This window comes from Lysobacter sp. TAF61 (genome assembly GCF_052113485.1).
In the GTDB taxonomy this organism is placed as follows: Bacteria; Pseudomonadota; Gammaproteobacteria; order Xanthomonadales; family Xanthomonadaceae; genus Lysobacter_J.
The window spans coordinates 875,633-898,222 of record NZ_JBFRDH010000001.1; the positions used below are offsets into that span (position 1 = coordinate 875,633).

The 22,590-nt window shown below is 66.5% G+C and carries 22 protein-coding genes, 1 tRNA gene and 1 pseudogene; 11 read left to right on the top strand and 13 right to left on the bottom strand.

The window, feature by feature from the left end; genetic code table 11:
* The first annotated feature begins 94 nt into the window (after window positions 1–94).
* The 3 genes from AB4Y64_RS03990 (at window position 95) to AB4Y64_RS04000 (ending at window position 1,507) form a co-directional block, all read left to right on the top strand.
* On the top strand, window positions 95–505 hold the full coding sequence (locus AB4Y64_RS03990; protein WP_441815122.1) for a hypothetical protein: 411 nt from the start codon (window positions 95–97) through the stop codon (window positions 503–505).
* Between the two features lie 218 nt (window positions 506–723).
* Window positions 724–945 (top strand): YHYH domain-containing protein, encoded by a 222-nt coding sequence (locus tag AB4Y64_RS03995; RefSeq protein ID WP_441815123.1) that lies wholly within the window; start codon window positions 724–726, stop codon window positions 943–945.
* A 19-nt stretch (window positions 946–964) separates the two neighbouring features.
* On the top strand, window positions 965–1,507 hold the full coding sequence (locus AB4Y64_RS04000; protein WP_441815124.1) for an RNA 2'-phosphotransferase: 543 nt from the start codon (window positions 965–967) through the stop codon (window positions 1,505–1,507).
* A 20-nt stretch (window positions 1,508–1,527) separates the two neighbouring features.
* Here the strand turns inward: AB4Y64_RS04000 and AB4Y64_RS04005 are convergent.
* A pseudogene (locus AB4Y64_RS04005) lies at window positions 1,528–2,241 on the bottom strand (ribonuclease H-like domain-containing protein); the annotation flags it as partial.
* A gap of 152 nt (window positions 2,242–2,393) precedes the next feature.
* Window positions 2,394–4,877, bottom strand: coding sequence for a DEAD/DEAH box helicase (locus AB4Y64_RS04010; RefSeq protein ID WP_441815125.1), 2,484 nt, complete (start codon window positions 4,875–4,877; stop codon window positions 2,394–2,396).
* Window positions 4,878–5,035: 158 nt separating this feature from the next.
* Here AB4Y64_RS04010 and AB4Y64_RS04015 point away from each other — a divergent pair, with 158 nt between their 5' ends.
* The 6 genes from AB4Y64_RS04015 (at window position 5,036) to dxs (ending at window position 12,663) form a co-directional block, all read left to right on the top strand.
* Window positions 5,036–5,569 carry a hypothetical protein gene (locus AB4Y64_RS04015; protein ID WP_441815126.1) on the top strand — a complete coding sequence of 178 codons (534 nt, stop codon included), beginning with the start codon at window positions 5,036–5,038 and terminating at the stop codon, window positions 5,567–5,569.
* 557 nt (window positions 5,570–6,126) lie between these two features.
* Entirely contained in the window at window positions 6,127–6,660 is a 534-nt protein-coding gene (locus AB4Y64_RS04020; protein ID WP_441815127.1) for an LEA type 2 family protein, read from the top strand.
* A 75-nt stretch (window positions 6,661–6,735) separates the two neighbouring features.
* Window positions 6,736–8,520 (top strand): acyl-CoA dehydrogenase C-terminal domain-containing protein, encoded by a 1,785-nt coding sequence (locus AB4Y64_RS04025; RefSeq protein WP_441815128.1) that lies wholly within the window; start codon window positions 6,736–6,738, stop codon window positions 8,518–8,520.
* A gap of 105 nt (window positions 8,521–8,625) precedes the next feature.
* Complete coding sequence (locus AB4Y64_RS04030) at window positions 8,626–9,288, top strand: HNH endonuclease (RefSeq protein WP_441815129.1); 663 nt, start codon at window positions 8,626–8,628, stop codon at window positions 9,286–9,288.
* Between the two features lie 222 nt (window positions 9,289–9,510).
* The gene (locus AB4Y64_RS04035; RefSeq protein WP_441815130.1) at window positions 9,511–10,617 is read left to right on the top strand and encodes a hypothetical protein; all 1,107 of its coding nucleotides are present in this window, start codon (window positions 9,511–9,513) and stop codon (window positions 10,615–10,617) included.
* Between the two features lie 123 nt (window positions 10,618–10,740).
* Window positions 10,741–12,663 (top strand): 1-deoxy-D-xylulose-5-phosphate synthase, encoded by a 1,923-nt coding sequence (gene dxs, locus AB4Y64_RS04040; protein WP_441815131.1) that lies wholly within the window; start codon window positions 10,741–10,743, stop codon window positions 12,661–12,663.
* Between the two features lie 33 nt (window positions 12,664–12,696).
* On the opposite strand, the gene AB4Y64_RS04045 is transcribed toward dxs, so the two are convergent.
* Together AB4Y64_RS04045 and AB4Y64_RS04050 are read right to left on the bottom strand one after the other, a co-directional pair.
* A complete protein-coding gene (locus tag AB4Y64_RS04045) occupies window positions 12,697–13,596 on the bottom strand; it encodes a TraB/GumN family protein (protein ID WP_441815132.1) in 900 nt (299 codons plus the stop codon).
* A gap of 178 nt (window positions 13,597–13,774) precedes the next feature.
* Window positions 13,775–14,242, bottom strand: coding sequence for a cupin domain-containing protein (locus AB4Y64_RS04050; RefSeq protein ID WP_441815133.1), 468 nt, complete (start codon window positions 14,240–14,242; stop codon window positions 13,775–13,777).
* 290 nt (window positions 14,243–14,532) lie between these two features.
* Here AB4Y64_RS04050 and AB4Y64_RS04055 point away from each other — a divergent pair, with 290 nt between their 5' ends.
* Both AB4Y64_RS04055 and AB4Y64_RS04060 read left to right on the top strand, forming a co-directional pair.
* Complete coding sequence (locus AB4Y64_RS04055) at window positions 14,533–14,799, top strand: Shiga-like toxin beta subunit (protein WP_441815134.1); 267 nt, start codon at window positions 14,533–14,535, stop codon at window positions 14,797–14,799.
* A complete protein-coding gene (locus tag AB4Y64_RS04060; protein WP_441815135.1) occupies window positions 14,796–15,725 on the top strand; it encodes a hypothetical protein in 930 nt (309 codons plus the stop codon). Before AB4Y64_RS04055 ends, AB4Y64_RS04060 begins: the two co-directional genes overlap by 4 nt.
* A 67-nt stretch (window positions 15,726–15,792) precedes the next feature.
* On the opposite strand, the gene AB4Y64_RS04065 is transcribed toward AB4Y64_RS04060, so the two are convergent.
* The 9 genes from AB4Y64_RS04065 to infC all read right to left on the bottom strand — a co-directional run bounded on the left by AB4Y64_RS04065 (window position 15,793) and on the right by infC (window position 22,534).
* A complete protein-coding gene (locus AB4Y64_RS04065) occupies window positions 15,793–16,533 on the bottom strand; it encodes a class I SAM-dependent methyltransferase (RefSeq protein WP_441815136.1) in 741 nt (246 codons plus the stop codon).
* Between the two features lie 172 nt (window positions 16,534–16,705).
* Window positions 16,706–16,782 (bottom strand) — tRNA-Pro (locus AB4Y64_RS04070).
* 100 nt (window positions 16,783–16,882) lie between these two features.
* Window positions 16,883–17,239, bottom strand: coding sequence for a MerR family transcriptional regulator (locus AB4Y64_RS04075; protein WP_158733140.1), 357 nt, complete (start codon window positions 17,237–17,239; stop codon window positions 16,883–16,885).
* Window positions 17,232–17,564: an integration host factor subunit alpha gene (locus tag AB4Y64_RS04080; protein ID WP_441815137.1), complete on the bottom strand. Its 333-nt coding sequence runs from the start codon at window positions 17,562–17,564 to the stop codon at window positions 17,232–17,234. Before AB4Y64_RS04080 ends, AB4Y64_RS04075 begins: the two co-directional genes overlap by 8 nt.
* Window positions 17,565–17,580: 16 nt before the next feature.
* Window positions 17,581–19,968, bottom strand: coding sequence for a phenylalanine--tRNA ligase subunit beta (gene pheT, locus AB4Y64_RS04085; protein ID WP_441815138.1), 2,388 nt, complete (start codon window positions 19,966–19,968; stop codon window positions 17,581–17,583).
* A 69-nt stretch (window positions 19,969–20,037) separates the two neighbouring features.
* Window positions 20,038–21,033, bottom strand: coding sequence for a phenylalanine--tRNA ligase subunit alpha (gene pheS, locus AB4Y64_RS04090; RefSeq protein WP_441815139.1), 996 nt, complete (start codon window positions 21,031–21,033; stop codon window positions 20,038–20,040).
* Between the two features lie 123 nt (window positions 21,034–21,156).
* Window positions 21,157–21,516 carry a 50S ribosomal protein L20 gene (gene rplT, locus AB4Y64_RS04095; RefSeq protein WP_158733136.1) on the bottom strand — a complete coding sequence of 120 codons (360 nt, stop codon included), beginning with the start codon at window positions 21,514–21,516 and terminating at the stop codon, window positions 21,157–21,159.
* A gap of 13 nt (window positions 21,517–21,529) precedes the next feature.
* A complete protein-coding gene (gene rpmI, locus AB4Y64_RS04100; RefSeq protein WP_027083463.1) occupies window positions 21,530–21,727 on the bottom strand; it encodes a 50S ribosomal protein L35 in 198 nt (65 codons plus the stop codon).
* 282 nt (window positions 21,728–22,009) lie between these two features.
* Window positions 22,010–22,534 (bottom strand): translation initiation factor IF-3, encoded by a 525-nt coding sequence (gene infC, locus AB4Y64_RS04105; protein ID WP_441815233.1) that lies wholly within the window; start codon window positions 22,532–22,534, stop codon window positions 22,010–22,012.
* Between the last annotated feature and the right edge of the window lie 56 nt (window positions 22,535–22,590).

Genomic DNA, 22,590 nt, shown 5'->3' on the forward strand with positions numbered 1-22,590 from the left:
GCCGATAGCCTGCGCGTTGCGCCTCGCTGCCACTACGCTTTTCGGTGCGGGCGAAGAATCCAGGGACCAACCGGGGAACAACGAGGAAACGTCAATGAAGACGCAGTTCCGCTTTCTAGTGGCGTCCGCCGTGGTGGCCGCCGCCGGCATCATCGGCATGAGCAGCGCCATCGCTGCCGACGAGTGGTTCATTCTCGGCCAGCAGACGATCAAGGCCGCCGACCCGAGCGTGGAAATCAAGAGCTCCGGCGGTCGCTGGGAGAAGGACGTCAAGCAGATCAAGTTGTCTGTCGACGGCGCGGACGTGCAGATCTCGTCCGTCGTGCTGCACTGGGACAACCGCCCCGACGACAAGCTGTCGAATGTCGGCACGCTCAAGTCCGGTGGCCAGACCGCACCGAACAACGCACCGGGCCTGAAGGCGCGGCTGAAGTCGGTCACGGTCCAGTACAAGATCCTCGGCAATGCGCAGACGGCCGACCTCAAGGTCTGGGGTTACGACTGAGCGGAAGTTCGCGCGCCTTCCCGTGCCAGGTGGAACACGGACCCTGCAGGGCTGGACCTTGCAGGGTCTTTGCTTTTCTCGATGCGCCGTATCACCCGTCGTTAGCTGAATAGCGGAACGCCCGGGCGACCGCGACTTTTTCTCGGATCGCAGTCTCCCAGCGCATCGCGCCGGGCTGCTAGATTCGAACCGTCGTCACATTACAGTTGGGGGACTGTATGCGACCTCTCGTTTTCGCCCTGCTCGCGCTGGCAACAGCGTCGGGCTGGCAAACCGCGCTCGCGCACGGCGGTGGCCTCGACAAGAACGGCCGCCATACCGACCGCAAGAACGGCGACTACCACTGCCATCGAGGTCCGGCCGCGCAAGCGCCATCGGACGGCGGGCAGCTGTGTCTGATGTCGGCTGCGAGCCGCATGACGGCCGTTGAGCCAACCTAATTCGAATAGCAGTGGAAACATGCGCAGAAGACTTACCGACACCAGCCGATACCTCAGTTACGTGTTGCGCCACGCGCCCGGCGCCATCGGCCTGACGCTCGACCGCGAAGGCTGGGCCGACATCGACGACCTGATCACCAGCGCGCACAAGGCCGGGCATCCGCTCGACGTGCGCGTGATCCGCGCGGTGGTCGACGGCAACGAGAAGCAGCGATTCGCCTTGTCCAGCGACGGGCGGCGCATCCGCGCGGTGCAGGGGCACTCGACCGATACCGTCGGCATCCAGCGCGAACCCGTACTACCGCCGGAGTGGCTGTTCCATGGCACCGCCACGCGCTTCCTCGAAGCGATTCGCGCAGAGGGCCTGCGTCCTGGCATGCGCCATCACGTCCACTTGTCCGAGGACATCGCCACCGCGGCGCAGGTCGGGCAACGCCATGGGACCCCGGTGGTGCTGACGATCGAATCCAGGCGCATGCACCAGCAGGGCCACGAGTTCTACCTGGCCGACAACGGCGTGTGGCTGACCGGCCCGGTGCCGTCGGTTTTCATCCTGACCTGATCACAGCGGCGCTGGCGCGACTACGCCGCCTGCGCCAGATGCACGAACAACCGACCCAGCGTCACCACGTCCTGCAGATTGTGCTCGGCCACGCGCCGCAGGTTGTGCGAGGAGCCGCCGCGCAGGAAAGACAGCCAGGCCGCCGGCGCTTCCGAGCCCGGCAGGTCGTCTTCGCGGACGATGCGCAGGGCCTCGCGTTCGATGGTGGCCAGCCGGCAGTTCTCCCAGACGCCGCGGTAACGGCGCCGGGTCGGGAACAGCAGGTCGACATGATCGAGTGCACTGATCGGATCGCCCATCCGCGCCAGGCGGTAGCGCGTCTTCAGCAACGGGGCGTCGTAGCAACGGCCGTTGTAGCTGCACAGCACGGTGCGCGGTGACAGCCATTGGGCGAAGGTGCGCAACATCGCCGGCTCGGCGGCGAGCGTGGTGATGGTCAACTGGCGGATGCGCAGCGTCCCGCCGTTCCAGTCGGCGGCGCCGATCATGAAGGCGCGCGTGCCGGTGCCGCCGGCCAGGCCCGTGGTTTCGGTGTCGAAGAACAGCAGAGCATCGGTATCCACCGCGTCTTCACGCTTGGCGAACGTCAATGGCATCGAAGGCGGCGCGTGCATGGGCCGCGTCGATTCGGCCAGGAACAGGCCAGGCTCGATCTCGATGCCGGGCACGCTGCGGTCGCGCGAGACGACCGCCGCCGGCAGGTGACGCTGGCGGACGCCCAGCATTTGCCGCAGCGCATCGAGCTGGACGGCGGGATCCGGCCGCCCCGCGCCCGAGCGTGGGGCGGCGAATAATCCCTGCGGCAACACGCGCTCGCCTGCTCCATGCTGGCCTGTCGGTTCGCCCGCCTGGCGCCGCAGCGCGCGCAGCTTTTCCAGGGTGACCGTCATGCGCGCGCCACCTCGCCCGCGCCGTCGGATTCCAACTCGCGCGCATCGATCAACAGCGACAGCACGCGTCGCGCCAGCGCCTTCGGCGTGGTGCCCTCGCCCTCCTCGCTGGCCGCCAGGATCGGGCCGACGCAGGCAGGGCAACCGCTGCGACAGTCGCAGCGCTCGACCAGTTCCATCGCGCGGACGACCAGCTCCTCCTGGCGCCGCCACAGCGGCTCGCTCAGGCCAACGCCACCGGGGAAGTTGTCATACAGGTAGACGGTCGGCACGAACTGCTGCACGTCCGCCAGCTCGATGCTGGCGCCCTCTACGCCACGCAGCGTGCCGCGACCGCCCTGGTCGCTGCTGGCGAACCAGGCGCCATCGCCGTTGCCCACCGCCTTCTGCAAGTCGCGCGCATCCGCCATCACCGCCACGGTGGCGACGATGTGCAGCGCGTACGCGGCGCCAAGGAAGCCATCGAGCGCGTCCTGCTTGCTGGCGAACCAGGCCAGCAGCGTCGCCTGCGGCAACTGCCACCACACCGAGGTGGTGTGCAGTTCCTGGTCGGGCAGGTTGACCGGCCCGTAGCCGATGTTCTCGTGCGTGTAGTAGCGGATCTTCTTGTAGCCCGACACGCGGCGCACCACGTGCACTTCACCGTGGCTGGCATCGCCCTGCCCCGCGGCGCAGCCGTCGAAACGCTCAAGCACCTTCAGCCTGGTGTAGTCGATCGAATCGGTGTAGTAGTCCACGTGTGTGCGCTGCACGTAGGCCTTGCGTCCTTCCCAGTCCAGGCGCTCAACCTGGTATGGCGTGGACTGCACCATGTGGATCGCGCCTTCGTACAGCGTCAGCGCCGCGGCAGAGTAGTCGACTTCGGCAATGATCGTTTGCCGGCCATCGGTGCGGTCGACCACGACGAAGTTGCCATCGGCGACCGAGCGCAGCGACACCGCGTTGGCCGGGTAGCTGTCTGCGATCCATTCCCAGCGCTCGCCTTCGCGATGGACGACGGCCGATTCGGCCAGCGCTTCCAGGTACACCTCCGGTTCGATCGGCCCGAACATCTCGCGCACATGGAACGGCAGCTCGAAGGCCGCGCAGCGGATGTGGTCGAACAGGATCAGCGGCTGGTCCGGTGCGGTGCGCGCGTGCTCGGGCGGGCTGTCGGCGAAGAAGTCCGGATGCCGCACCATGTACTGGTCCAGCGGTTGCGAGTTCGCGACCAGGATCCCCAGGCTCGGTTGCTGGCGCCGGCCGGCACGGCCGAAGCGCTGCCAGGTCGCGGCGACGGTGCCGGGATAGCCGTTGAGCACCACCACGTCGAGGCTGCCGATGTCGACGCCGAGCTCGAGCGCGGAGGTCGAGATGATGCCGTCGATGCGACCATCGCGCATTGCGCGTTCCGCGTCGCGCCGCTCGCTCGGCAGGTAGCCGCCGCGGTAGGCGCGGATTCGTGGCGGCTTGCGCGGATCGTGGTCGAACACGTCCTTGAGGTACTTGGTGAGCACCTCGACCATCAGCCGCGATTGCGCGAATACCAGCGTCTTCAGCCCCGACTTGATCGCGATGCGGGCGATGCGGTTGCTCTGCGACCGCGCCGACGCACGCAGGCCAAGGTCGGCATTCACGACGGGCGGATTCCACAGCAGTACGTGCTTGTCGCCGGTGGGTGCGCCGGACTCCGTGATCGCCTGCACGCGATCCTCGATCAACGCTTCGGCGTGCGCCTGCGGGTTGCCGATGGTCGCCGAGCACACGATGAACTGCGGCCGCGCGCCGTAGAACGCGCAGATGCGCTTGAGCCGGCGCAGCACGTTGGTGACATGGCTGCCGAACACGCCGCGATAGGTATGCACTTCGTCGATCACCACATAGCGCAGGTTCTCGAAGAACTGCGCCCACTTGGTGTGGTGCGGCAGGATCGCCTGGTGCAGCATGTCCGGGTTCGACACGACGATGTCGCCGTGCAGGCGGATCGCCTGGCGCGCATCGCCTGGCGTATCGCCATCGAAGGTGAATGCCTTGACGCCGAGATCGCCGGCACGGTTGAGCTCCAGCAACTCGGCCACCTGGTCCTGCGCCAATGCCTTGGTCGGAAACAGGTACAGCGCCTTGGCCCGGGAATTCATCGCGGCAGCCACTACCGGCAGCGTGTAGCACAACGACTTGCCCGACGCGGTCGGGGTGACGATGGCGACGTTGTCGCCGCGCTGCGCGGCGTCCCAGGCCTGCGCCTGGTGGCTGTAGAGGCGTTCGATCCCGCGTGCGTGCAGGGCCCGCGCCAGCGCCGGCGGCAGGTCCGGCGGCAACGGCGCGTAGCATCCGTCACTGCCGGGAAGGGTGAAGCTGCCGGTGATGCGGCCGGCATAGCGCCGCGACAGTGCCTGGGCAAGCAGGCCACTGTCGGCGGCAGGGCGGCCGTCCTCGCGCAACGCGATGCTGCGCTCGTCGGTGTCACGGTTCAAAGCGAGCGCATGGGACGGCGGTGCCATCGTGTTCTCCTGCTGGGCTGCCGCGAGTGGACGTCACGGCCGTCTCATTCGTTGCGACGGCCGGTCCCCGTTCTTTGACGCAGCGCTATCAACCGGAGGCGTAGGTTCGATCTGTTCGCGTCTTGATCCCTGAGACGGCGGACGTAGAGGCTGCCGCCATGACCCACCCCCACCATGTCCTGCACGGCCACCTGGAAGGGCGAACCGCCGCTGTCCGGCCGCGACCCGCCCCCTTCGCCGGGTCCAATCCCTACCTCGACCGGCCCCTGTCGCAGCTGTTCGCCGCCTGCCAGCAACGCGCCGACGGCCTGCTGCGGCGCGACCAGAGCTACACCGCCGAGGAGCGCGCCAGCCTGGCCCACGACACCGCCCATCTGCTGCTGGCGGTATCGCCGGCGCTGGCCCACGGCGAGGACATGCCGGGCAGTCCGGCGCGGGCGATCCTGCAGGGTCGCGGCGACTTCGTCGAAGAACACTGGCGCGCCCACGAGTCGGCCCTGCGCAGCGCGCGCTACCGGACCCTGGTGATGGCCTCCGACCTGGCCCTGGGCGGCCATGCCCGCGTCTGGCGGCGCGACGCCCGCATCGAAGGTGAGCTGGTCTACGACCTGGCCCTGTCCAGCGAGATGGGGCTGCTGCGCACGCTCAGCGAGTTGGCGAAGCGGCGCACGGTCGCGCCGAGACGACGCTGACGCGGACACATGCCGGTCATGTGGCGTAGGCATTGTCAGAAAAACCCTACCCACCCTCACGCCTTAACCCGATGGCATTGCCCCAGGTTCAGGCGCGATTCTGGACACGCCCCGGCAGCCCGGTTTATGCGATAGCACGGACGCCGCTCAGCAATGGAAAGATGACCGTCACCTTGAGCAGGTGATTAGCTGGGCCGGGGTTCCTTCAGCTTCTCTGGTACACAATCTCTCGCCATCGCCGTACCCACGGAAACGTGTTCCCCCTATGGCTACGACAAACGTGAGCGAGCGTGCGCTTGCCAGGATCCGTATACCGGCTGGCGCGACGCGCCAATCGAGAAGCGCACGAGCGCGCCGCGCCGTGCTGCGTTACCTGGCTGTCTGGGCCGCTGTGGCCGCCCTTGCCCTGATCGCCCACGCCGTGGCACCCGCCACGAGCTGACAAGGCAACTGGCCACCGCCTGGTCCCTGGCGACCCGTTTTTCCTGCAGCCGCCACCTCCAGCTGCCGCCGTGCGCCGTAGTATGCTCGCCGTCCCATCAAGGTGGAGCGGCGGCATGAAAAACGAGGCAACCGGGTGCTGGAGTGGTCTGGCGCGTTGGAGTGGTCTCTCGCGCTGGAGCGGTCTTGCCTTGTTGCTGTCGCTGCTGGCGGCGCTGGTACTGGCCGGCTGTTCCAGCGGCCCCGTCCGCCGCGTCTCCGAGCCCTCCGCCCGCATCCAGCAACTGACCGTCCGCGCCGACGGCAGCTGGTCGGCCGAGCTGCGCATCGAAAACTTCAGCAGCATCCCGATGCGCTTCGACTCCATCGACCTCACGCTGAAGGTTGCAGACACCGTGGCCGGCAACCTGCGCGCGCAGCCCGGGTTGTCGATCGGACCGGAGTCGGCCGACGTGATCACCGTTACGGTGGCGCCCCAGGCCGCGGCCAAGCTCGCCGCCGCCGATGCCCTCGCCGGCGGCCGCAGCCTCGCGTATGCACTCAGCGGCCATATCAATGCCACGCCCGACGAGGGCAAGCCGCGCGACTTCGAGGTCGAGCGCTCCAGTGCGCTGAGCCCCGCCCCCGGCCTGCCCGGCGTGCTGCGCTGATCCTTTCATTGCGGTGATGCCGGCAAGCCGTTGCCTGCGACCGGATCACCTTCGCCCCCACTGACGAGATTTCCGATGAGCAGTTACAACGCCCCCCTTGCCGACATGCGCTTCGTCCTGTTCGACGTGCTCGGCGCCGAAGCCCAGTTCCAGCGCATGGGCTTCACCGATGCCACCCGCGACGTGCTCGACGCGGTGCTCGACGAGGCCGCGCGTTTCACCGAGACCGTGCTGGCGCCGCTCAACGGCGTCGGCGACCGTGAAGGCTGCAAGCTCGACCAGGCCACCGGCCAGGTCACCACGCCGCCGGGCTTCAAGCAGGCCTATGCGCAGTTCGTCGACGGCGGCTGGTCGGGCCTGACCTCGCCGGCCGAGTTCGGCGGCCAGGGCATGCCGCATGCCGCCGGCGTGCCGCTGAAGGAAATGATCGACGCGGCCAACCTGGCCTGGGGCAACTTCCCGCTGCTCTCGCACGGCGCCACCGAAGCGCTGCTGCACCACGGCGAAGCGTGGCAGCAGGAAGCGTTCCTCAAGCCGCTGGTCGAAGGCCGCTGGACCGGCACGATGTGCCTGACCGAGCCGCACTGCGGCACCGATCTGGGCCTGCTGCGCACGCGCGCCGAACCGCTGGCCGACGGCAGCTACGCGATCACCGGCACCAAGATCTTCATCACCGCCGGCGAGCACGACTTCACCGACAACATCGTCCACCTGGTGCTGGCGCGCCTTCCCGATGCACCGGCCGGGAGCAAGGGCATTTCGCTGTTCGTCGTGCCCAAGCGCCGCGTCGATCGCGACGGCAACCTCGGCGACGCCAATGCCGTGCGCTGCGGCAGCCTCGAACACAAGATGGGCATCCACGCCTCGGCCACCTGCGTGCTGAATTTCGACGGCGCCCAGGGTTACCTGATCGGTCAGCCGAACAAGGGCCTGATGGCGATGTTTACCATGATGAACACCGCCCGCCTCGCCGTCGGCCTGCAAGGCCTGGGCCTGTCCGACCGCGCCCTTCAGAACGCCCTGCGCTATTCGCGCGAGCGCCTGCAGATGCGCGCGGCATCGGGTCCGAAATACCCGAACAAGCCGGCCGACCCGATCATCGTCCATCCCGACGTGCGGCGCATGCTGCTGACCTGCAAGGCCCTGGTCGAAGGCGGCCGCGCCATGGGTTACGACGCGGCGCTGCAGGTCGACGTCGCCCACCATGCACCGGACGCTGCCGAGCGCGAACAGGCAGATGCCCTGGTCGGTTTCATCACGCCGATCGTCAAGGCCTGCCTGACCGAATGGGGCGTGGAATGCACCTACCACGCCCTGCAGTGCTTTGGCGGCCACGGCTACATCGCCGAGCACGGCATGGAGCAGCTCGCCCGCGATGCCCGCATCACCACGCTGTACGAAGGCACCACCGGCATCCAGGCGCTCGACCTGCTGGGCCGCAAGGTCATGCAGCTGCAGGGCGCGGGAATGAAGGTGTTCCTGGGCCAGGTGGCAGCGTTCTGCGACGCACATGGCAATGACGCCGCACTGGCCGACTTCATCGCGCCGCTGCGTGAAAAGGCGGCGCAGTGGCAGCAGTTGACCGTGCAGGTCGGCAAGCGCGCCGCCGGCAATCCCGACGAGATCGGTGCCGCTTCCTACGACTACCTGATGTACTCGGGCTATGTCGTGCTGGCCTACTGGTGGGCGCGCAGTGTCGCCGCCGCCGAAGCATCGGCGCAGTCGCAGGCATTCAAGGACGACAAGCGCGCCACCGCGCATTTCTACTTCGCCCGCATCCTGCCGCGCACGCTGTCCCATGCGGCCGCGATCGACAGCGGCGTGGCGGGCCTGCCCGAGCTGGCTGTCGACGTCGCCTGACGTCGACAGCCGCTTCACAGCGAACCTCGACTGCGGGCTTCCTCAGCCGCAGTCACGCCGGCAGGTACACAAAATGTAAACAAAGGCGTATAAGCTGGTTTCCAAATGGAGACCGATAGAACAACGCTTCGTCTGGTCAGAACTGGATCCAACCTGGGTCCGGACACTCCCTCCTTCGCTCCGCGCCCCGCACTCGACCGGCTCAACGCGGTTCGACTGCTCTCCCTTGATGCGCATGGCCGGGTCCTCGACTGGATGAGCTGGCAGGACGCAACCTGCCTATACGTTCGCGGCGCTGTTGCCTGGACCCTGGGAGATCCCTGCCTGCAGGTGCACGGCGGCATCAACCGGATCAGCGGCGAGCAGAGCGTCATCGAGCTGCATCCGATCGTCGCCGCGCGCAGCCACGCCCGCACCCACGCACTCGACCCGACTCCGGCCCTGACCAACGCCGCGCTGTTCGCGCGCGACGGTTACCTGTGCATGTACTGCGGCCACGACTTCAGCCGGCCGCACCTGACCCGCGACCATGTCATGCCGGTGTCGAAGGGCGGGCGCGACATCTGGGAAAATGTCGTGGCTGCCTGCTTCCACTGCAACTCGCGCAAGGGCAACCGGACCCCGCAGCAGGCGAGCATGCCGCTGCTGGCCGTGCCGTACCGGCCGAGCTGGGTCGAGCACCTGATCCTGTCGAACCGCAACATCCTCGCCGACCAGATGGCGTTCCTGCGCAATCAGTTACCGAAGAACGCGCGCCTGCAGGCCTGAACTCCGGTGCCCGGCGACCGGGCCGACGCATGCGTGCCTGCCCCAGGGCCAGACCCCATCGAACCGCTGGACCGTGATGCAGATCGCGGTTTTCCCGGGATCGCGCCGACAACTTAAATGCACACCTGACACAAAACGCTCACTTGCGACGCGTTGCGCGCGTTGACGACCGTGAAGGTGTCCGCAACACTCGCGAACCATTGCAATTCAACGGAAGCGACGATGCGCCTGACCCTAGGTCTGACGGGCATGGATCCGGCCACGGAGACCGCCCTGCAGGCGGCCTTCCAGGCTGCCAACGGTCGCCTCGGCGGGCGCTGGCAGATGCTGCCGGACACCCAAGCTGACTATGTCATCGTCGACATGGACAGCATGTACGGTCCGATGAGCTGGCTGCGACTGCACGCTGCCGGCAAGAGCGTGATCGCACTGACCGTGTCGCAGCGCAGCCAGACCGACTTCCGCCTGGCCAACCCCTTCGATTCCAACAGCGTGGCGACGCTGCTGCGCGAGATCGGCATGCAGGCTGGCGTCTCCTTCGACGAGGCCCCGGCTGCGGTTGCTCCGCCGGCTGCGGCGCCGGCACCGGCGCCCGCTCCTGTGGTGGCAGCCCCCGTGGCTGCGCCCGCACCTGCACCCGCGCCCGCCGCGGCGGCGCCGCAAGCCGCACCGGCACCGGCACCGGCACCGGCACCGGCACCGGTCGTCGAAGCTCCGCCCCCGGCCGCCCCCGTGGCTGCGCCGGCAGCGGCCGCCAAGGCGGCTCCGTCCGGCGCCGACACCCTGCTCGACTGGCTCGCCAACGATCGCCTCAAGGGCCGCATGCGCGTGCGCGGCGACGAGGTCGTCCTGGTCGACATCGAGCAGCGCAGCTACCACGGCCCGGCCGCGCTGAAGCCGTTGGCGCCGCTGTTCGAAGGCAAGCTCTCCTCGGCGGACTTCATCCCCGTCGATGCCGCCACCTGGGCCAGCGAGAGCGCGCGCCTGGGCGCGGCCATGCCGTTGTCGCGCCTGGTGTGGTTCGGCAACCTGCTGGCCGGCAAGGGCGCCCTGGCGCCGGAGCACGACCCGCAGCGCCGCTTCCAGATGGTCAAGTGGCCGCAGACCGAACGCGACTACCCCAAGCACTTCCGCATCGCCACGGTGATGATGAAGGGCCCGGCGCTGATCCCGGAGATCGCCGAGGCCAGTGGCGTGTCGGTGGCCGAAGTGGCCGACTTCATCAACGCCAACCTCGCCACCGGTTTTGCCGAGGTCGAGCGCGAGCCGGAGACGGTCGACGCCAGCAAGTCCGGCAGTGGCCTGTTCGGGCGCCTGCGCGGCCGCTGACGCTGTTGCGGGACCGGTTTGCCGGCCCTTTGCCGCGCCACCACGACGGAAACTGAACGGTGCGCCTTGCCCGCCCTCCACTGGGGCGGGACAATGGCGAACTTGCCGTCTGATAACGTCGTGATGATTGACCCGCAGCGCTATCCCCGCCTTTCCCGGATCGAAGTCCCGGCCGATCTGCGCCAGTTCCCGGAAGAGGAACTGCCGGCGATTGCCGACGAACTACGCGCCTACCTGATCGAACAGGTCGCGCTGGTGGGCGGACACTTCGGCGCCGGCCTGGGCGTGATCGAACTCACCGTCGCATTGCACTGGCTCTACGAGACGCCGGTGGACCGACTGGTGTGGGACGTCGGCCACCAGACCTACCCGCACAAGATCCTCACCGGTCGTCGCGACAGCATCCATACCGTCAAGCAGAAGGACGGCGTGGCGCCGTTCCCGAAGCGCGAGGAAAGCCAGTACGACACCTTCGGCGTCGGCCACAGCTCCACCAGCATTTCGGCTGCACTGGGCATGGCCATCGCGCTGCAGCAGATGGGCGACGAGCGCAAGGTCGTGGCGGTGATCGGCGACGGCGCAATGACTGCCGGCATGGCCTTCGAGGCGCTCAACCACGCCGGCGGCATGGGCGTGGAGCCCGGTTCTGTCGAGCCTGACCTGCTGGTGATACTCAATGACAACCAGATGTCGATTTCCGAGAACGTCGGTGGCCTGACGCAGATGCTCGGCCGCCTCACCGGCAGCCGCACGCTCAACGCCATCCGCGAAGGCGGCAAGCGCCTGCTCGGCGACAAGAACAAACCGGCGGCGAAGTTCGTCAAGCGCTGGGAAGAACACTGGAAGGGCATGTTCGTGCCGTCCACGCTGTTCGAGGAAATGGGCTTCCACTACACCGGTCCGATCGACGGCCACGACCTGCCCGCCCTGCTGGCCGCAATGAAGACGCTCAAGACCCTCAAGGGTCCGCAGCTGCTCCACATCATCACCACCAAGGGCAAGGGTTACGAACTGGCCGAAGGCGACCAGATCGGTTACCACGCAGTCGGTCCGTTCGATCCATCGACCGGTCTGGTCAGCAAGCCGGGTGCGAAAAAGCCCACCTACACCGACGTGTTCGGCGAGTGGCTGTGCGACATGGCCGCGGCCGAACCGAAACTGCTGGGCATCACCCCGGCGATGCGCGAAGGTTCGGGCCTGGTGCGCTTCAGCAAGGAATACCCGCAGCGTTACTTCGACGTCGCCATCGCCGAACAGCACGCGGTGACGCTGGCGGCCGGCATGGCCTGCGAAGGCGCCAAGCCGGTGGTGGCGATCTACTCGACGTTCCTGCAACGCGGTTACGACCAGCTGGTGCACGACGTCGCCATCCAGAACCTGGACGTGCTGTTCGCGCTCGACCGCGGCGGCGTGGTCGGCCCGGACGGCGCCACCCATGCCGGCAACCTCGACCTGAGCTACCTGCGCTGCGTGCCGAACATGGTGGTGATGGCGCCGTCGGACGAGAACGAGTGCCGGCAGATGCTCAGCACCGGCTATCACTTCCACGGCCCGGCTGCGGTGCGCTATCCGCGCGGCACCGGCCCCGGCGTGGCGGTGCAGCCCACGCTCGACACGCTGCCCATCGGCAAGGCCGAGTTGCGTCGCCAGGGTTCGCGCGTCGCCCTGCTCGCGTTCGGCGCGATCGTGCCGGCGGCAGAGAAGGTCGCCGAGGAGCTCGGCCTCACCGTGGTCAACATGCGCTTCGTCAAACCGCTCGATCGCGCGCTGGTGCTCGAGCTTGCACGCAGCCACGATGGCTTCGTCACGCTCGAGGACAACGTGGTCGCCGGTGGCGCCGGCTCCGGCGTGGCCGAGCTGCTGGCCGCTGAAGGCATCACGCTGCCGATCCTGCACCTGGGCCTGCCCGACGAGTACCAGCACCACGCCAGCCGCGAACAGCTGCTTGCCGAGGCCGGCCTGGACGTCGCCGGCATCCGTGGCGCGGTGCTTCATCGCTGGCCGCAGCTGGCTCAACCGGCGGCGCCGCGCACCGCCGCGATCTGACCGGATATTGCCTGAGCCCGCCAACAGCGCGGGCTACGGCTCTTCGACCGCATAGCCCCTGGCGCGCAACTGCGCGATATAGCCGTCGGGCTTGAGCAGCTCGCGCATCGGCAGCACCGCCAGACTGACCTGGTTGTTCTTCAGCGCCAGCTCGGCGGCGTCGAGCCAGCGCTCGCGCACCTGCGCCTCGATGTCGCCCGTGCGCTTGCGCAGCACCGCCGCCTGCGACACCGCCTTCAGGCAGACCTCGTTCTGGTCGGTGTAGGGCAAGGCCTTCAGGCTCGCGATGTCGCCGACTGCCCAGGCGTTGGCGCGCTCACGCATCACGCCCAGGTCCGACTCCAGCCGCTGCATGGTCTTGCTGAAGCAGTCGACGTCGTCGAGCTTGGACTCGCGAAATTCCTGCAGCGCGACCTTGGGATCCTCGATCACGATCGTCACGGTCGTGGTGGTCAGCGGCACCTTGTGCCGGCGCGCCATCTTCTCGACCACCGGCGACACCATGCCGTACTGCTTGAGCCCGACGTCGTCCATCGCATCGCTGTAGAGCTCCAGCGCCGCCAGCATCGGCCGCCATTCCTCGACGCTGCGGTCGTTGCCCATGTACTTGTGCTTGAGCACCTGCCAGCGCGCGTACATGTCCGGCGGCACGACCTCCTGCAGGCTTTCGCCGTTGGGGTTCTTGCGCGCGCCCAGCGCCTTCGGGGCGAGCAGCAACCTCTGGAACACGCCGATGTTGGAATCGATGCGCACGCTCGGCGCCTGGATGACTTCCTGTGCCCTGGCGATGACGTTCTCGACGTCACGCGACTCCCACTCCATGCGTTTTGGCAGCGGCGAAAGCGTCCCGAGCACGTACAGGATGTGATCGTCGCGGCTGACCTTCCACATGCCCGGGCCGGGCTGCACGCCGCTAACCACAAGCGTTTCCATGTCGCGGATCGGGGGCAGCGGCTCCTGCGCAGCGGCGGGTGTCGCGGTAAGCGTGAGAGACAGCGCAAGCATTGCGGGGGCAAGGCCAGATCGCATTTCCACTCCTGGTGGGACCGACATCGCGGCAATGGACCACGGCGCAGCGGGCGAGTTCAGTGCCAGCGTGCCTGCACGAGGGCTATAGCGGCAAGCCGCCGGCCTTGACCAGGGCGATTGCCACTTCACTGCCCTCGCCCAGCAACTCAAACCCTTCCCACACAAACCCGGGCGATACAGTGCAGGCGACCAACGTATACGCCCCCAACGGTCGCGCCGCCTGCCAGTGTCCCGCCGGCACAACGTGCATCGACGCGCCCTGCCCGCTTCGATCGAGCACTGTTGAAGCCATCGCGCCGGATACAGGATCGAAGACGAGGAGTTCCACCGCGTCACCTTCCTGCCAATGCCAGCTTTCGTCGGCGTCGATGCGATGCCACTGGCTGACTTCGCCAGCGGCAAGGAGGAAGTGGATTGCGGTCAGCGCAGGTCGCTCGCGACCCAGACACACCACCGTAACTGCAGATTCGTAGATGCGGCGGAAGTGGCCGCCTTCGGGATGCGGTGTCAGTTGGAGGTCACTGATGAGATGTTCGGCGCGCGCATCCATAGGCCCATCGTACTGGCAGAAGGTGCAGAAGTCTGCGCGTCTGCGAACTTCCAAGGAGCGCGATCACTCCGCCACCGCTCTGATTGTGCCCTTGGTGGAGTGCTGGATTCAGACTTTTCTGATCGACACTCATGCATCAAATCTGATCTGTTGACGACGGTCGCCGCCGTTGTCTCGAATCGAGGCCGGCTAATGGCGCCCTTGGCAAGACAAGCCGCACCACGACGCGCCGCAGCCCCTTGACTCCCCGGGATCGCCACATGCGCACAAATCCTTACTGGAGACCAAGCATGAAGAAGATCCTCGCGACCCTGATCCTGTGCCTGCCGCTCGTAGCCGTGGCCGCAACGCCGCAGTGCAGGAAAGGCAAGATCGACGCAGTCAAGTACAACAGCAACAACAGCATGACGGTCACGGTCAGTGGAATAGAGCTCTACACCGATCGCCAAGCCCTTCAGCCCTATCTGTTCGGCGCATACCTCACCGGCACAGTCATCACCATCTACACGACCGCGTGTCACTTCGGCGGGGGCTTTGCCGAGGTCACGTTCCAATGACCAGACCGATGCGACTCACGGCCAATGATCAACGAAGGACAGGGAGACTCAATCTTGGAAGGTGCCTCCTGCTGCTCGTCGCAATGGCCTCTCCGATGGTTTCGTTGGCAGTAAACCCGGTAACGGTGGTTTACCGGGCGGATGACCGCACGCTATCCCAGGTCAAGGAGGCCGGCGGCATGCGTCCATGGCGGGAAGGAACACCCGACGATGACCTGGCGCATCATTTTGAAGGAGAGTCCATCGAGGACCACAGCAGCAACTTCGTATCCACCACCTCAAGCCTGAGGTCTGTCGTCGAACACGCTGCATCTCTGGCTCGACCAAACAGTGAAGAGCCTTTCGACGAAGAGTTCGTGACGCATATCTATGTGATCAGACCCGATGCGAACTTCTTCGACGTGGACGCATCACTGCAGGCCGCGCGGGATGCATCGCCCGCGGGCTCCACCAGACGGCAACGGTTGGATCGCCTCATCCGGGACTACACGGGCCTGGACGAGCTCGTAGCCCGGAACGGATTTGCGCACGATCAGATCCTCTCCCATGCCGTACTCAATGGCCAGATGCTAAGGCGCTATGGAGTATCGGAGGGATCGCCGCTGTTCTCGGTTGCGTTCTGGAGTGGTCGCTGGCAAAGCAACGGTGACTACGATCCAGCGCATGATTCAGACCACAGCAGCGACCTGGTCTACACCTCTGTGGACACGCCGCGGGGTTATTCGAGCCTCGTCGTCAATGGTTCGCAGCCGGCGGTGCCCCTCAGCTTCACGTGCCAAGGGGTACACCCGAGCAGTCGCAAGAAGCGGTCAACCACTGCCGCCGACAACACCTGTGCGCCTCACCAGTTCATGGATACGCGGCGGGTCTTCTATGACAAGAAGCTGCTGTATTCCATCCTCGTGGTGAGGAAGCCTTCCCCGTAGCGTGGCTTCTTCGCAACCGATGACTCAAGGAAGGCCTGGCAATGCCGGGCCTTCCTTCGTTGGCTCGTCAGACTGCCTCGGCCCGAACCAGCCACACTTCCCCACGCTGCGAGCGCGGCAGGCCACTCATGATCGCCAGCACATACGAAAGCAGATGCACTGGCAGCCCCAGCCTGCGTGCACGCGCGAACGGGCTGCCAACGCCCTCTTCGTGACGCAGGGCGAAACCGGACTCATGCAGCGCCTGGCTGAGTGTCCACGGACTGAGCGGGGTGATGTGCCCTTGCTCGCGGTAGTCGGAATCGGTGAACCACTGATGCTGTCCGCGCCGCAGAAACAGCGATTGCGAAACCGGGTTGGCGATGTTCGGCGTCGACAGCACCAGCTGACCGCCCTTGGGCAACAGTCCGCGCAACTGGCGCAGCAGATGGCGCGGGTTTTCCAGGTGCTCGATGATTTCCAGCGCGACGATGGCGTCGAATGGACCGGGCAGCCGCACCGCGAATGCTTCGTTGAGGTCTGCCTGCACGAACGGAATGTCCGCGGGCCGAAAGGTCTCGCGCAGCAGGTCGGTCGCCGTCATCTGGTAGCCGGCATCGTTCAGGCGCAGCGAGAGCGCCCCGGAGCCGGCCCCGACGTCGAGGATGCGGACACCCGTGGGCACGGACTCTTCCAGCAGGCGATGCGCCGCGGGATGCAGTTCCTTGGCGGCAAATATGGGCAGGCCGCGATAGTCGTTGAGACGACGGCCCTGGAAGCTCCGACGAAAGCTGTCTGCGCGCGAGTGGGTGTGGTCGATAGTGCTCATCGTTTGCCAACTTTCCCATCAATCGGGCCACTGCGCCAAGCGGCATAGGACTGAATGTTCGTGCGGCGTCCGGTCGCTCGACCCGATACCCGTTGCGTGGGATGGTCGACCCCAACGTCGACCGTGGCAATAGGGTGCAGAGCCTTGCTCGATGCACCCGGCAACAAATTAGTGGTCGGGACGGCCGGATTTGAACCGACGACCCTCTGCCCCCCAGGCAGATGCGCTACCAGGCTGCGCTACGCCCCGACGTATGTTGCGATCCCCGCCTTGGCGGCGGGCGGCAAGTATAGCCGCTTGTTACCGTGTCCGGCCATCCATGCGGACATCGACCCTGCAAGTTGCCGCGTCAGCGGCGCAGCAGCGTCAGGACCTCTTCGAGTTCCATCCGCACCTGCTTGATGATCTGCGAGCTCAGCGCGGACTCGTCCTTGGCCGATTCGCCTTCCAGGCGCAGGCGGGCGCCGCCAATGGTGTAGCCCTGCTCGTACAGCAGGCCGCGGATCTGCCGGACCATCAGCACCTCATGGCGCTGGTAGTAACGGCGGTTGCCGCGGCGCTTGACCGGATTGAGCATCGGGAACTCGGTTTCCCAGTAGCGCAGCACGTGCGGCTTGACGTCGCACAGCTCGCTGACCTCACCGATGGTGAAGTAGCGTTTCGCCGGGATCGGTGGAAGTTCACGGTTGCTGCCCGGATCAAGCATGCTTCACTCCTGCCGGCTTCGTACCTGCCTGTTCAACGCCGCTGAACGCTTCCACGCGTTCCTTGAGCTTCTGGCCCGGTCGGAACGTCACCACCGTGCGCGCGGAGATCGGAATCTCCTGGCCGGTCTTGGGGTTGCGTCCCGGCCGCTGGTTCTTGCGGCGCAGGTCGAAATTGCCGAAACCCGACAGCTTCACCTGGCGGCCCTGCTCCAGCGCCTCGCGCAGCGCGTCGAAGAAGGAATCGACAAATTCCTTGGCCTCGCGCTTGTTCAGCCCGACTTCGTCGAACAGGCGCTCGGCCATCTCAGCTTTGGTCAGTGCCATCTTTTTCTCGTCAACCTCAGCTGCGGATCACAGCGCCATGTTCGCGTTGCAGGGCCTCGGTCACCGAAGCCACCGTCGCGTCCACCTCACGGTCAGTGAGCGTGCGCGATTCATCCTGAAGAATCAAGCCCATAGCAAGACTTTTGAAACCCGGTTCCACACCCTTGCCCTGGTATTTGTCGAACAGGACGAGGTCGCGAAGGACGGTTCCGGCGGCCCGACGGACGGCGGCCGATACGTCGCCCCAGGTGACCTGTTCAGCGACGACGAACGCCAGGTCGCGGCGCACGGAGGGATACTTCGACAGCGCGCCAGCCTTGGCCACCGCACGGCTGAACAGCGGCTCCAGATCCAGCTCGAAAGCCACCACTTCGACGTCCAGGTCCAACGAGCGCTGCAGGCGCGGGTGCAGCTGGCCGATCCAACCCAGGTATGCACCGTCGCGGTAGACGTCGGCAGAACGACCCGGGTGCGCCCAGGACGGCTGCGACGGGCGGTATTCAAGGCTGGCGCCGGCCAGGGTCGCGAGGCTGTCCAGATCGCCCTTGAGGTCGTGGAAACCGACCGGACGGGCGGTCGTCGCCCACTGCTCGGCGGTTGCGTCGCCACAGACGGCGGCGGCGATCCGCGGGGTTTCCCGCGGTGCGTCGGCGCCATTTGCGCTGAAGACATTGCCCAGCTCGAACAGGCGCACGCGCGGCTGCTGGCGCACGGTGTTGCGCGCCAGTGCGGCGACCAGGCCCGGCAGCAGGGCGGTGCGCATCACGCCCAACTCGGCGCTGAGCGGGTTGGCCAGCGGCACGGCGCCGTCGGTCAGGCCCCACTTCGCCAGCAGGTCGGCATCGACGAAGGCGTAGTTGACCGCTTCCAGGTAGTCGCGCGCGGCCATCTGGCGGCGGGCGCTGGCATCTTCGACCCGGGTTTCGCTGGGCGCGACCAGGCGGGCGGCGCCGCTCGGCAGCGTGGTCGGGATCGCGTTGTATCCGTGGATGCGCGCGATCTCCTCGATCAGGTCTTCCTCGATCGCCAGGTCGAAGCGGCGGCTCGGCGGAACCACGCGCCAGCCATCGGCGAGGGTTTCGACCGACAGGCCCAGCGCGCGCAGGATGCGTTCGACTTCGGCATCGGCGACCTGCAGGCCCAGCACGCGTGCCAGGCGCGTACGGCGCAGCGTGATCGGCTGCGACGGCTGCAGGTGTTCGGGCAGCGCGGCCTCGATGATCGGGCCGGTGCTGCCGCCTGCGATGTCGAGGATCAGCTTCGTCGCGTATTCAATGGCGATGCGCGGGAGCTCCGGATCGACGCCGCGCTCGAAGCGATGGCCGGCATCGGTGTGCAGGCCGAGCTTGCGGCTGCGGCCGATGATGGCCGAGGGTACCCAGTGCGCCGCTTCGAGGAACACGTGACGCGTGGCATCGGTGACACGCGTGTCGAACCCGCCCATGATGCCGCCCAGCGCAACTGCGCGCGCGCCGTTGCCGCCACGGCTGTCGGCGACGACGAGGAACTCCTCATCGAGCGCAACCGTGCGGCCGTCGAGCAGCTTGAGCGCTTCGCCCGCGCGCGCCGGACGCACGACGACGGCGCCTTCCAGCGCGTCCTTGTCGAAGGCATGCATCGGCTGGCCGAGTTCGAGCATCACGTACTGGGTGACGTCGACGAGGAAGCTGATCGGACGCACGCCGCTGCGGCGCAGGCGTTCGGCCATCCAGGCAGGCGTCGCCACCGTGGCGTTGACGTTGTCGATCACGCGGCCGACGAAGCGCGGCACGCGGGCGCCGGCCTGCAGCTCGACGGCCATCGTGGCATCGCTCTGCGCCGCGACGGGTGCGGCGTCGAATGCGCGAACTTCGCTGGCAAGCGCAGCGGCAACGTCGTAGGCGATTCCGCGCACGCTGAAGCAGTCGGCGCGGTTCGGCGTGAGCTTGATCTCGATGCTGGCGTCGGGCAGGCCGAGGTAGTCGGTGAGCGGCTGGCCGATCGTTGCGTCATCGGGCAGTTCCAGCAAACCGGAGGCATCGGCATCGACGCCGAGTTCCTTGGCCGAGCAGAGCATGCCGAACGATTCGACGCCGCGCAGCTTGGCGGCCTTGATCTCCATGCCGCCGGGCAGGCTCGCACCGACCGTCGCCAGCGGCGCTTTCAGGCCCGGGCGCGCATTGGGTGCACCGCAGACGATCTGCACGGTGCCGTTGCCGGTATCGACCTGGCAGACCTGGAGGCGGTCTGCTTCGGGATGCTTTTCGGCGCTGACGATGTGGGCGACGACGACACCATCGAGCGATTCGCCCAGCACGGTGACCTCTTCGACTTCCAGGCCGATCGCGGTCAGCGTCGCGGCGAGTTCATCGCGCGTCGCGGTGGTCGGCACATGCTGTCGCAGCCAGTTTTCGGAGAATTTCATCTGATGCTATGACCCGCTGATTCTGCTTCGTCGTCCCGGCGAGCGCCGGGATCCAGTTTGCTGTCGCGCTTACGCGAACTGCTTAAGGAAGCGCACGTCGTTGTCGAAGAAGCTGCGCAGGTCGTCGACGCCGTAGCGCAGCATCGCGAAACGCTCCACGCCCAGGCCGAATGCATAACCGGTGTACTTCTCCGGATCGATGCCGACGTTGCGAAGCACGTTCGGATGGACCATGCCGCAACCGAGCACTTCCAGCCAGCGCGTCGAACCGTCCGGCTGCTGCCAGGCGATGTCGACTTCGGCCGACGGCTCGGTGAAGGGGAAGTAGCTCGGGCGGAAGCGCATCTCGAAGTCGCGCTCGAAGAACGCGCGCACGAACTCGGCCAGCGTCCCCTTGAGGTCGGCGAAGCTGGCGTGCTCGTCAACGAGCAGGCCTTCGCACTGGTGGAACATCGGCGTGTGGGTCTGGTCGCTGTCGCTGCGGTAGACCTTGCCCAGCGCGATCATGCGCAGCGGCGGACGGGTGTCCTGCATGTAGCGCACCTGCACACCGGAGGTGTGCGTGCGCAGCAGGCGGCCGTCGCCGAAGTAGAAGGTGTCGTGCATGGCCCGCGCCGGATGGTGCGGCGGGAAGTTCAGGGCCTCGAAATTGTGCCAGTCGTCCTCGATCTCCGGGCCGTTGCTGAGCTCGAAGCCCAGGCGCCCGAAGATCTCGGCGATGCGCTCCATCGTGCGGCTCACCGGATGCAGGCCGCCGCGACCGGAGTCGATGCCCGGCAGGGTGACGTCGATGCTTTCCGAGGCCAGGCGCGAATCGAGCGCGGCATCGTCGAGGACGCGCTTGCGCTCGCCCAGTGCGTCGGTCAGCGCGTCACGCGCGCGGTTGATGGCCTCGCCGGCGCTCTTGCGCTGGTCAGCGGGCAATGCGCCCAGCTGCTTGAGCTGCGCGGTGACGCTGCCCTGCTTGCCCAGCAGCGCGACGCGCAGCGCCTCGACGGCGTCGGGCGTGTCGGCGGCGGCGATATCGCCCAGCGCCTGCTGCGTCAGTGATTCGATTCCACTCATTTGCCAGCAACCCCTCGGACAAAACGAAACATGGGGAAGGACTTGCGCCCTTCCCCATGCGTGTACTTCGTTGTGCCTCGGCGACACGATCCGCGCTGCGGACCGTGTGACCGGGCGAGCAACTTACGCCGCGAGCGCGCTCTTCGCCTTCTCTGCCAGCGCCGCAAAACCCTGCGCGTCGTGCACGGCGATGTCCGCCAGCACCTTACGGTCGAGGGTGATGCCAGCCTTCAGCAGGCCGTTGATGAAACGGCTGTAGCTCATGCCGTTGATGCGGGCAGCCGCATTGATGCGGGTGATCCACAGCGAACGGAAATGACGCTTCTTCTGCTTACGACCGATGTAGGCGTACTGCAGGGCCTTCGTGACCGCCTGCTTGGCGACGCGGAAGACCTTGCGACGGGCGTGATAGTAGCCCTTGGCCTGCTTCAGGATTTTCTTGTGACGGCGGCGCGCCGTTACACCACGCTTAACTCGAGCCATTGTTCAGTCCTCCTCAAAGATACGGCAGCATGCGGTCCAGACGGCCCGCGTCCTCGGCACGAACATGGTTCGTCTGCCGCAGGTTGCGCTTCCGCTTGGTAGCCTTCTTGGTGAGGATGTGGCTCTTGTTGGCGTGGCCGCACTTGTACTTGCCGGAAGCGGTCTTCCGGAAGCGCTTGGCTGCCGCCCGATTGGTCTTGATCTTGGGCATTGCGATGTCCTTTCGGATGAATGTCACTGACCTGGGCGGTGGCTTTCGCCACACTTTCCGTCCTGCCCGTGTCGGCTTGTAAGTCGTTGATCTTGAAAGGATTCTACGACAGGTTCCTGGTACAGCACACAACAAACCCGGCGAACCGGGCCGCACATTATGCGGAAAGGTGGCCGGGCTTGCAAATGTTTTCTTTGAGAATCAGGGCTTTGGGCTGTTGAGGGCGCGCTGCGGCCCTTGCCCTCACCCCGGCCCTCTCCCGCGCGCGGGAGAGGGAAAGACTCAGGTCTTCTTCTTCGGCGCGATCATCATGACCATCTGCCGGCCTTCCAGGCGCGGACGCGACTCGATCACGATGTCCTCGCCCAGGTCGGCCTCGATCCGCGCGGCCATCTCGCGGCCGAGCTCCTGGTGACTCATTTCGCGGCCACGGAAGCGGATGTTGACCTTGACCTTGTCGCCCTCTTCCAGGAAGCGGCGCATGTTGCGCAGCTTGATCTGGTAGTCGCCTTCGTCGGTCACCGGACGGAACTTGAGTTCCTTGATCTCGACCTGCTTGGTCTTCTTCTTCGCCTCGTTGGCCTTCTTCTGCTGCTCGAAGCGGAACTTGCCGAAGTCCATGACCTTGCAGACCGGCGGATCAGCGTTGGGCTGGATTTCGACGAGATCGAGGCCTTCTTCTTCGGCAATGCGCAGCGCTTCGTCGCGCGTCAGCACGCCTAGCATCTCGCCATCACTGCCAATCACGCGCACGCGCGGTACGCGGATTTCCTGGTTCTTGCGATTCGGCTTTTCGGGGGTACTGATGTTGCAATCTCCGGTATGGATCGTGCCGGCCGCCGGGGGTGGCAGCCGGACCTGGG

Excerpts from the sequence above, each read along its gene's own strand:
- AB4Y64_RS04060 (WP_441815135.1), top strand. The coding sequence starts at position 14,796 with ATGACCAGACCGATGCGACTCACGGCCAATGATCAACGAAGGACAGGG.
- AB4Y64_RS03990 (WP_441815122.1), top strand. The coding sequence starts at position 95 with ATGAAGACGCAGTTCCGCTTTCTAGTGGCGTCCGCCGTGGTGGCCGCC.
- AB4Y64_RS04025 (WP_441815128.1), top strand. The coding sequence starts at position 6,736 with ATGAGCAGTTACAACGCCCCCCTTGCCGACATGCGCTTCGTCCTGTTC.
- AB4Y64_RS04075 (WP_158733140.1), bottom strand. The coding sequence starts at position 17,239 with ATGCTTGATCCGGGCAGCAACCGTGAACTTCCACCGATCCCGGCGAAA.
- AB4Y64_RS04065 (WP_441815136.1), bottom strand. The coding sequence starts at position 16,533 with ATGAGCACTATCGACCACACCCACTCGCGCGCAGACAGCTTTCGTCGG.
- AB4Y64_RS04055 (WP_441815134.1), top strand. The coding sequence starts at position 14,533 with ATGAAGAAGATCCTCGCGACCCTGATCCTGTGCCTGCCGCTCGTAGCC.
- AB4Y64_RS04010 (WP_441815125.1), bottom strand. The coding sequence starts at position 4,877 with ATGGCACCGCCGTCCCATGCGCTCGCTTTGAACCGTGACACCGACGAG.
- dxs (WP_441815131.1), top strand. The coding sequence starts at position 10,741 with ATGATTGACCCGCAGCGCTATCCCCGCCTTTCCCGGATCGAAGTCCCG.
- AB4Y64_RS04020 (WP_441815127.1), top strand. The coding sequence starts at position 6,127 with ATGAAAAACGAGGCAACCGGGTGCTGGAGTGGTCTGGCGCGTTGGAGT.
- AB4Y64_RS04050 (WP_441815133.1), bottom strand. The coding sequence starts at position 14,242 with ATGGATGCGCGCGCCGAACATCTCATCAGTGACCTCCAACTGACACCG.
- AB4Y64_RS04000 (WP_441815124.1), top strand. The coding sequence starts at position 965 with ATGCGCAGAAGACTTACCGACACCAGCCGATACCTCAGTTACGTGTTG.
- AB4Y64_RS04030 (WP_441815129.1), top strand. The coding sequence starts at position 8,626 with ATGGAGACCGATAGAACAACGCTTCGTCTGGTCAGAACTGGATCCAAC.
- rplT (WP_158733136.1), bottom strand. The coding sequence starts at position 21,516 with ATGGCTCGAGTTAAGCGTGGTGTAACGGCGCGCCGCCGTCACAAGAAA.
- pheS (WP_441815139.1), bottom strand. The coding sequence starts at position 21,033 with ATGAGTGGAATCGAATCACTGACGCAGCAGGCGCTGGGCGATATCGCC.
- rpmI (WP_027083463.1), bottom strand. The coding sequence starts at position 21,727 with ATGCCCAAGATCAAGACCAATCGGGCGGCAGCCAAGCGCTTCCGGAAG.
- pheT (WP_441815138.1), bottom strand. The coding sequence starts at position 19,968 with ATGAAATTCTCCGAAAACTGGCTGCGACAGCATGTGCCGACCACCGCG.
- AB4Y64_RS04015 (WP_441815126.1), top strand. The coding sequence starts at position 5,036 with ATGACCCACCCCCACCATGTCCTGCACGGCCACCTGGAAGGGCGAACC.
- AB4Y64_RS03995 (WP_441815123.1), top strand. The coding sequence starts at position 724 with ATGCGACCTCTCGTTTTCGCCCTGCTCGCGCTGGCAACAGCGTCGGGC.
- AB4Y64_RS04080 (WP_441815137.1), bottom strand. The coding sequence starts at position 17,564 with ATGGCACTGACCAAAGCTGAGATGGCCGAGCGCCTGTTCGACGAAGTC.
- AB4Y64_RS04045 (WP_441815132.1), bottom strand. The coding sequence starts at position 13,596 with ATGGAAACGCTTGTGGTTAGCGGCGTGCAGCCCGGCCCGGGCATGTGG.
- AB4Y64_RS04035 (WP_441815130.1), top strand. The coding sequence starts at position 9,511 with ATGCGCCTGACCCTAGGTCTGACGGGCATGGATCCGGCCACGGAGACC.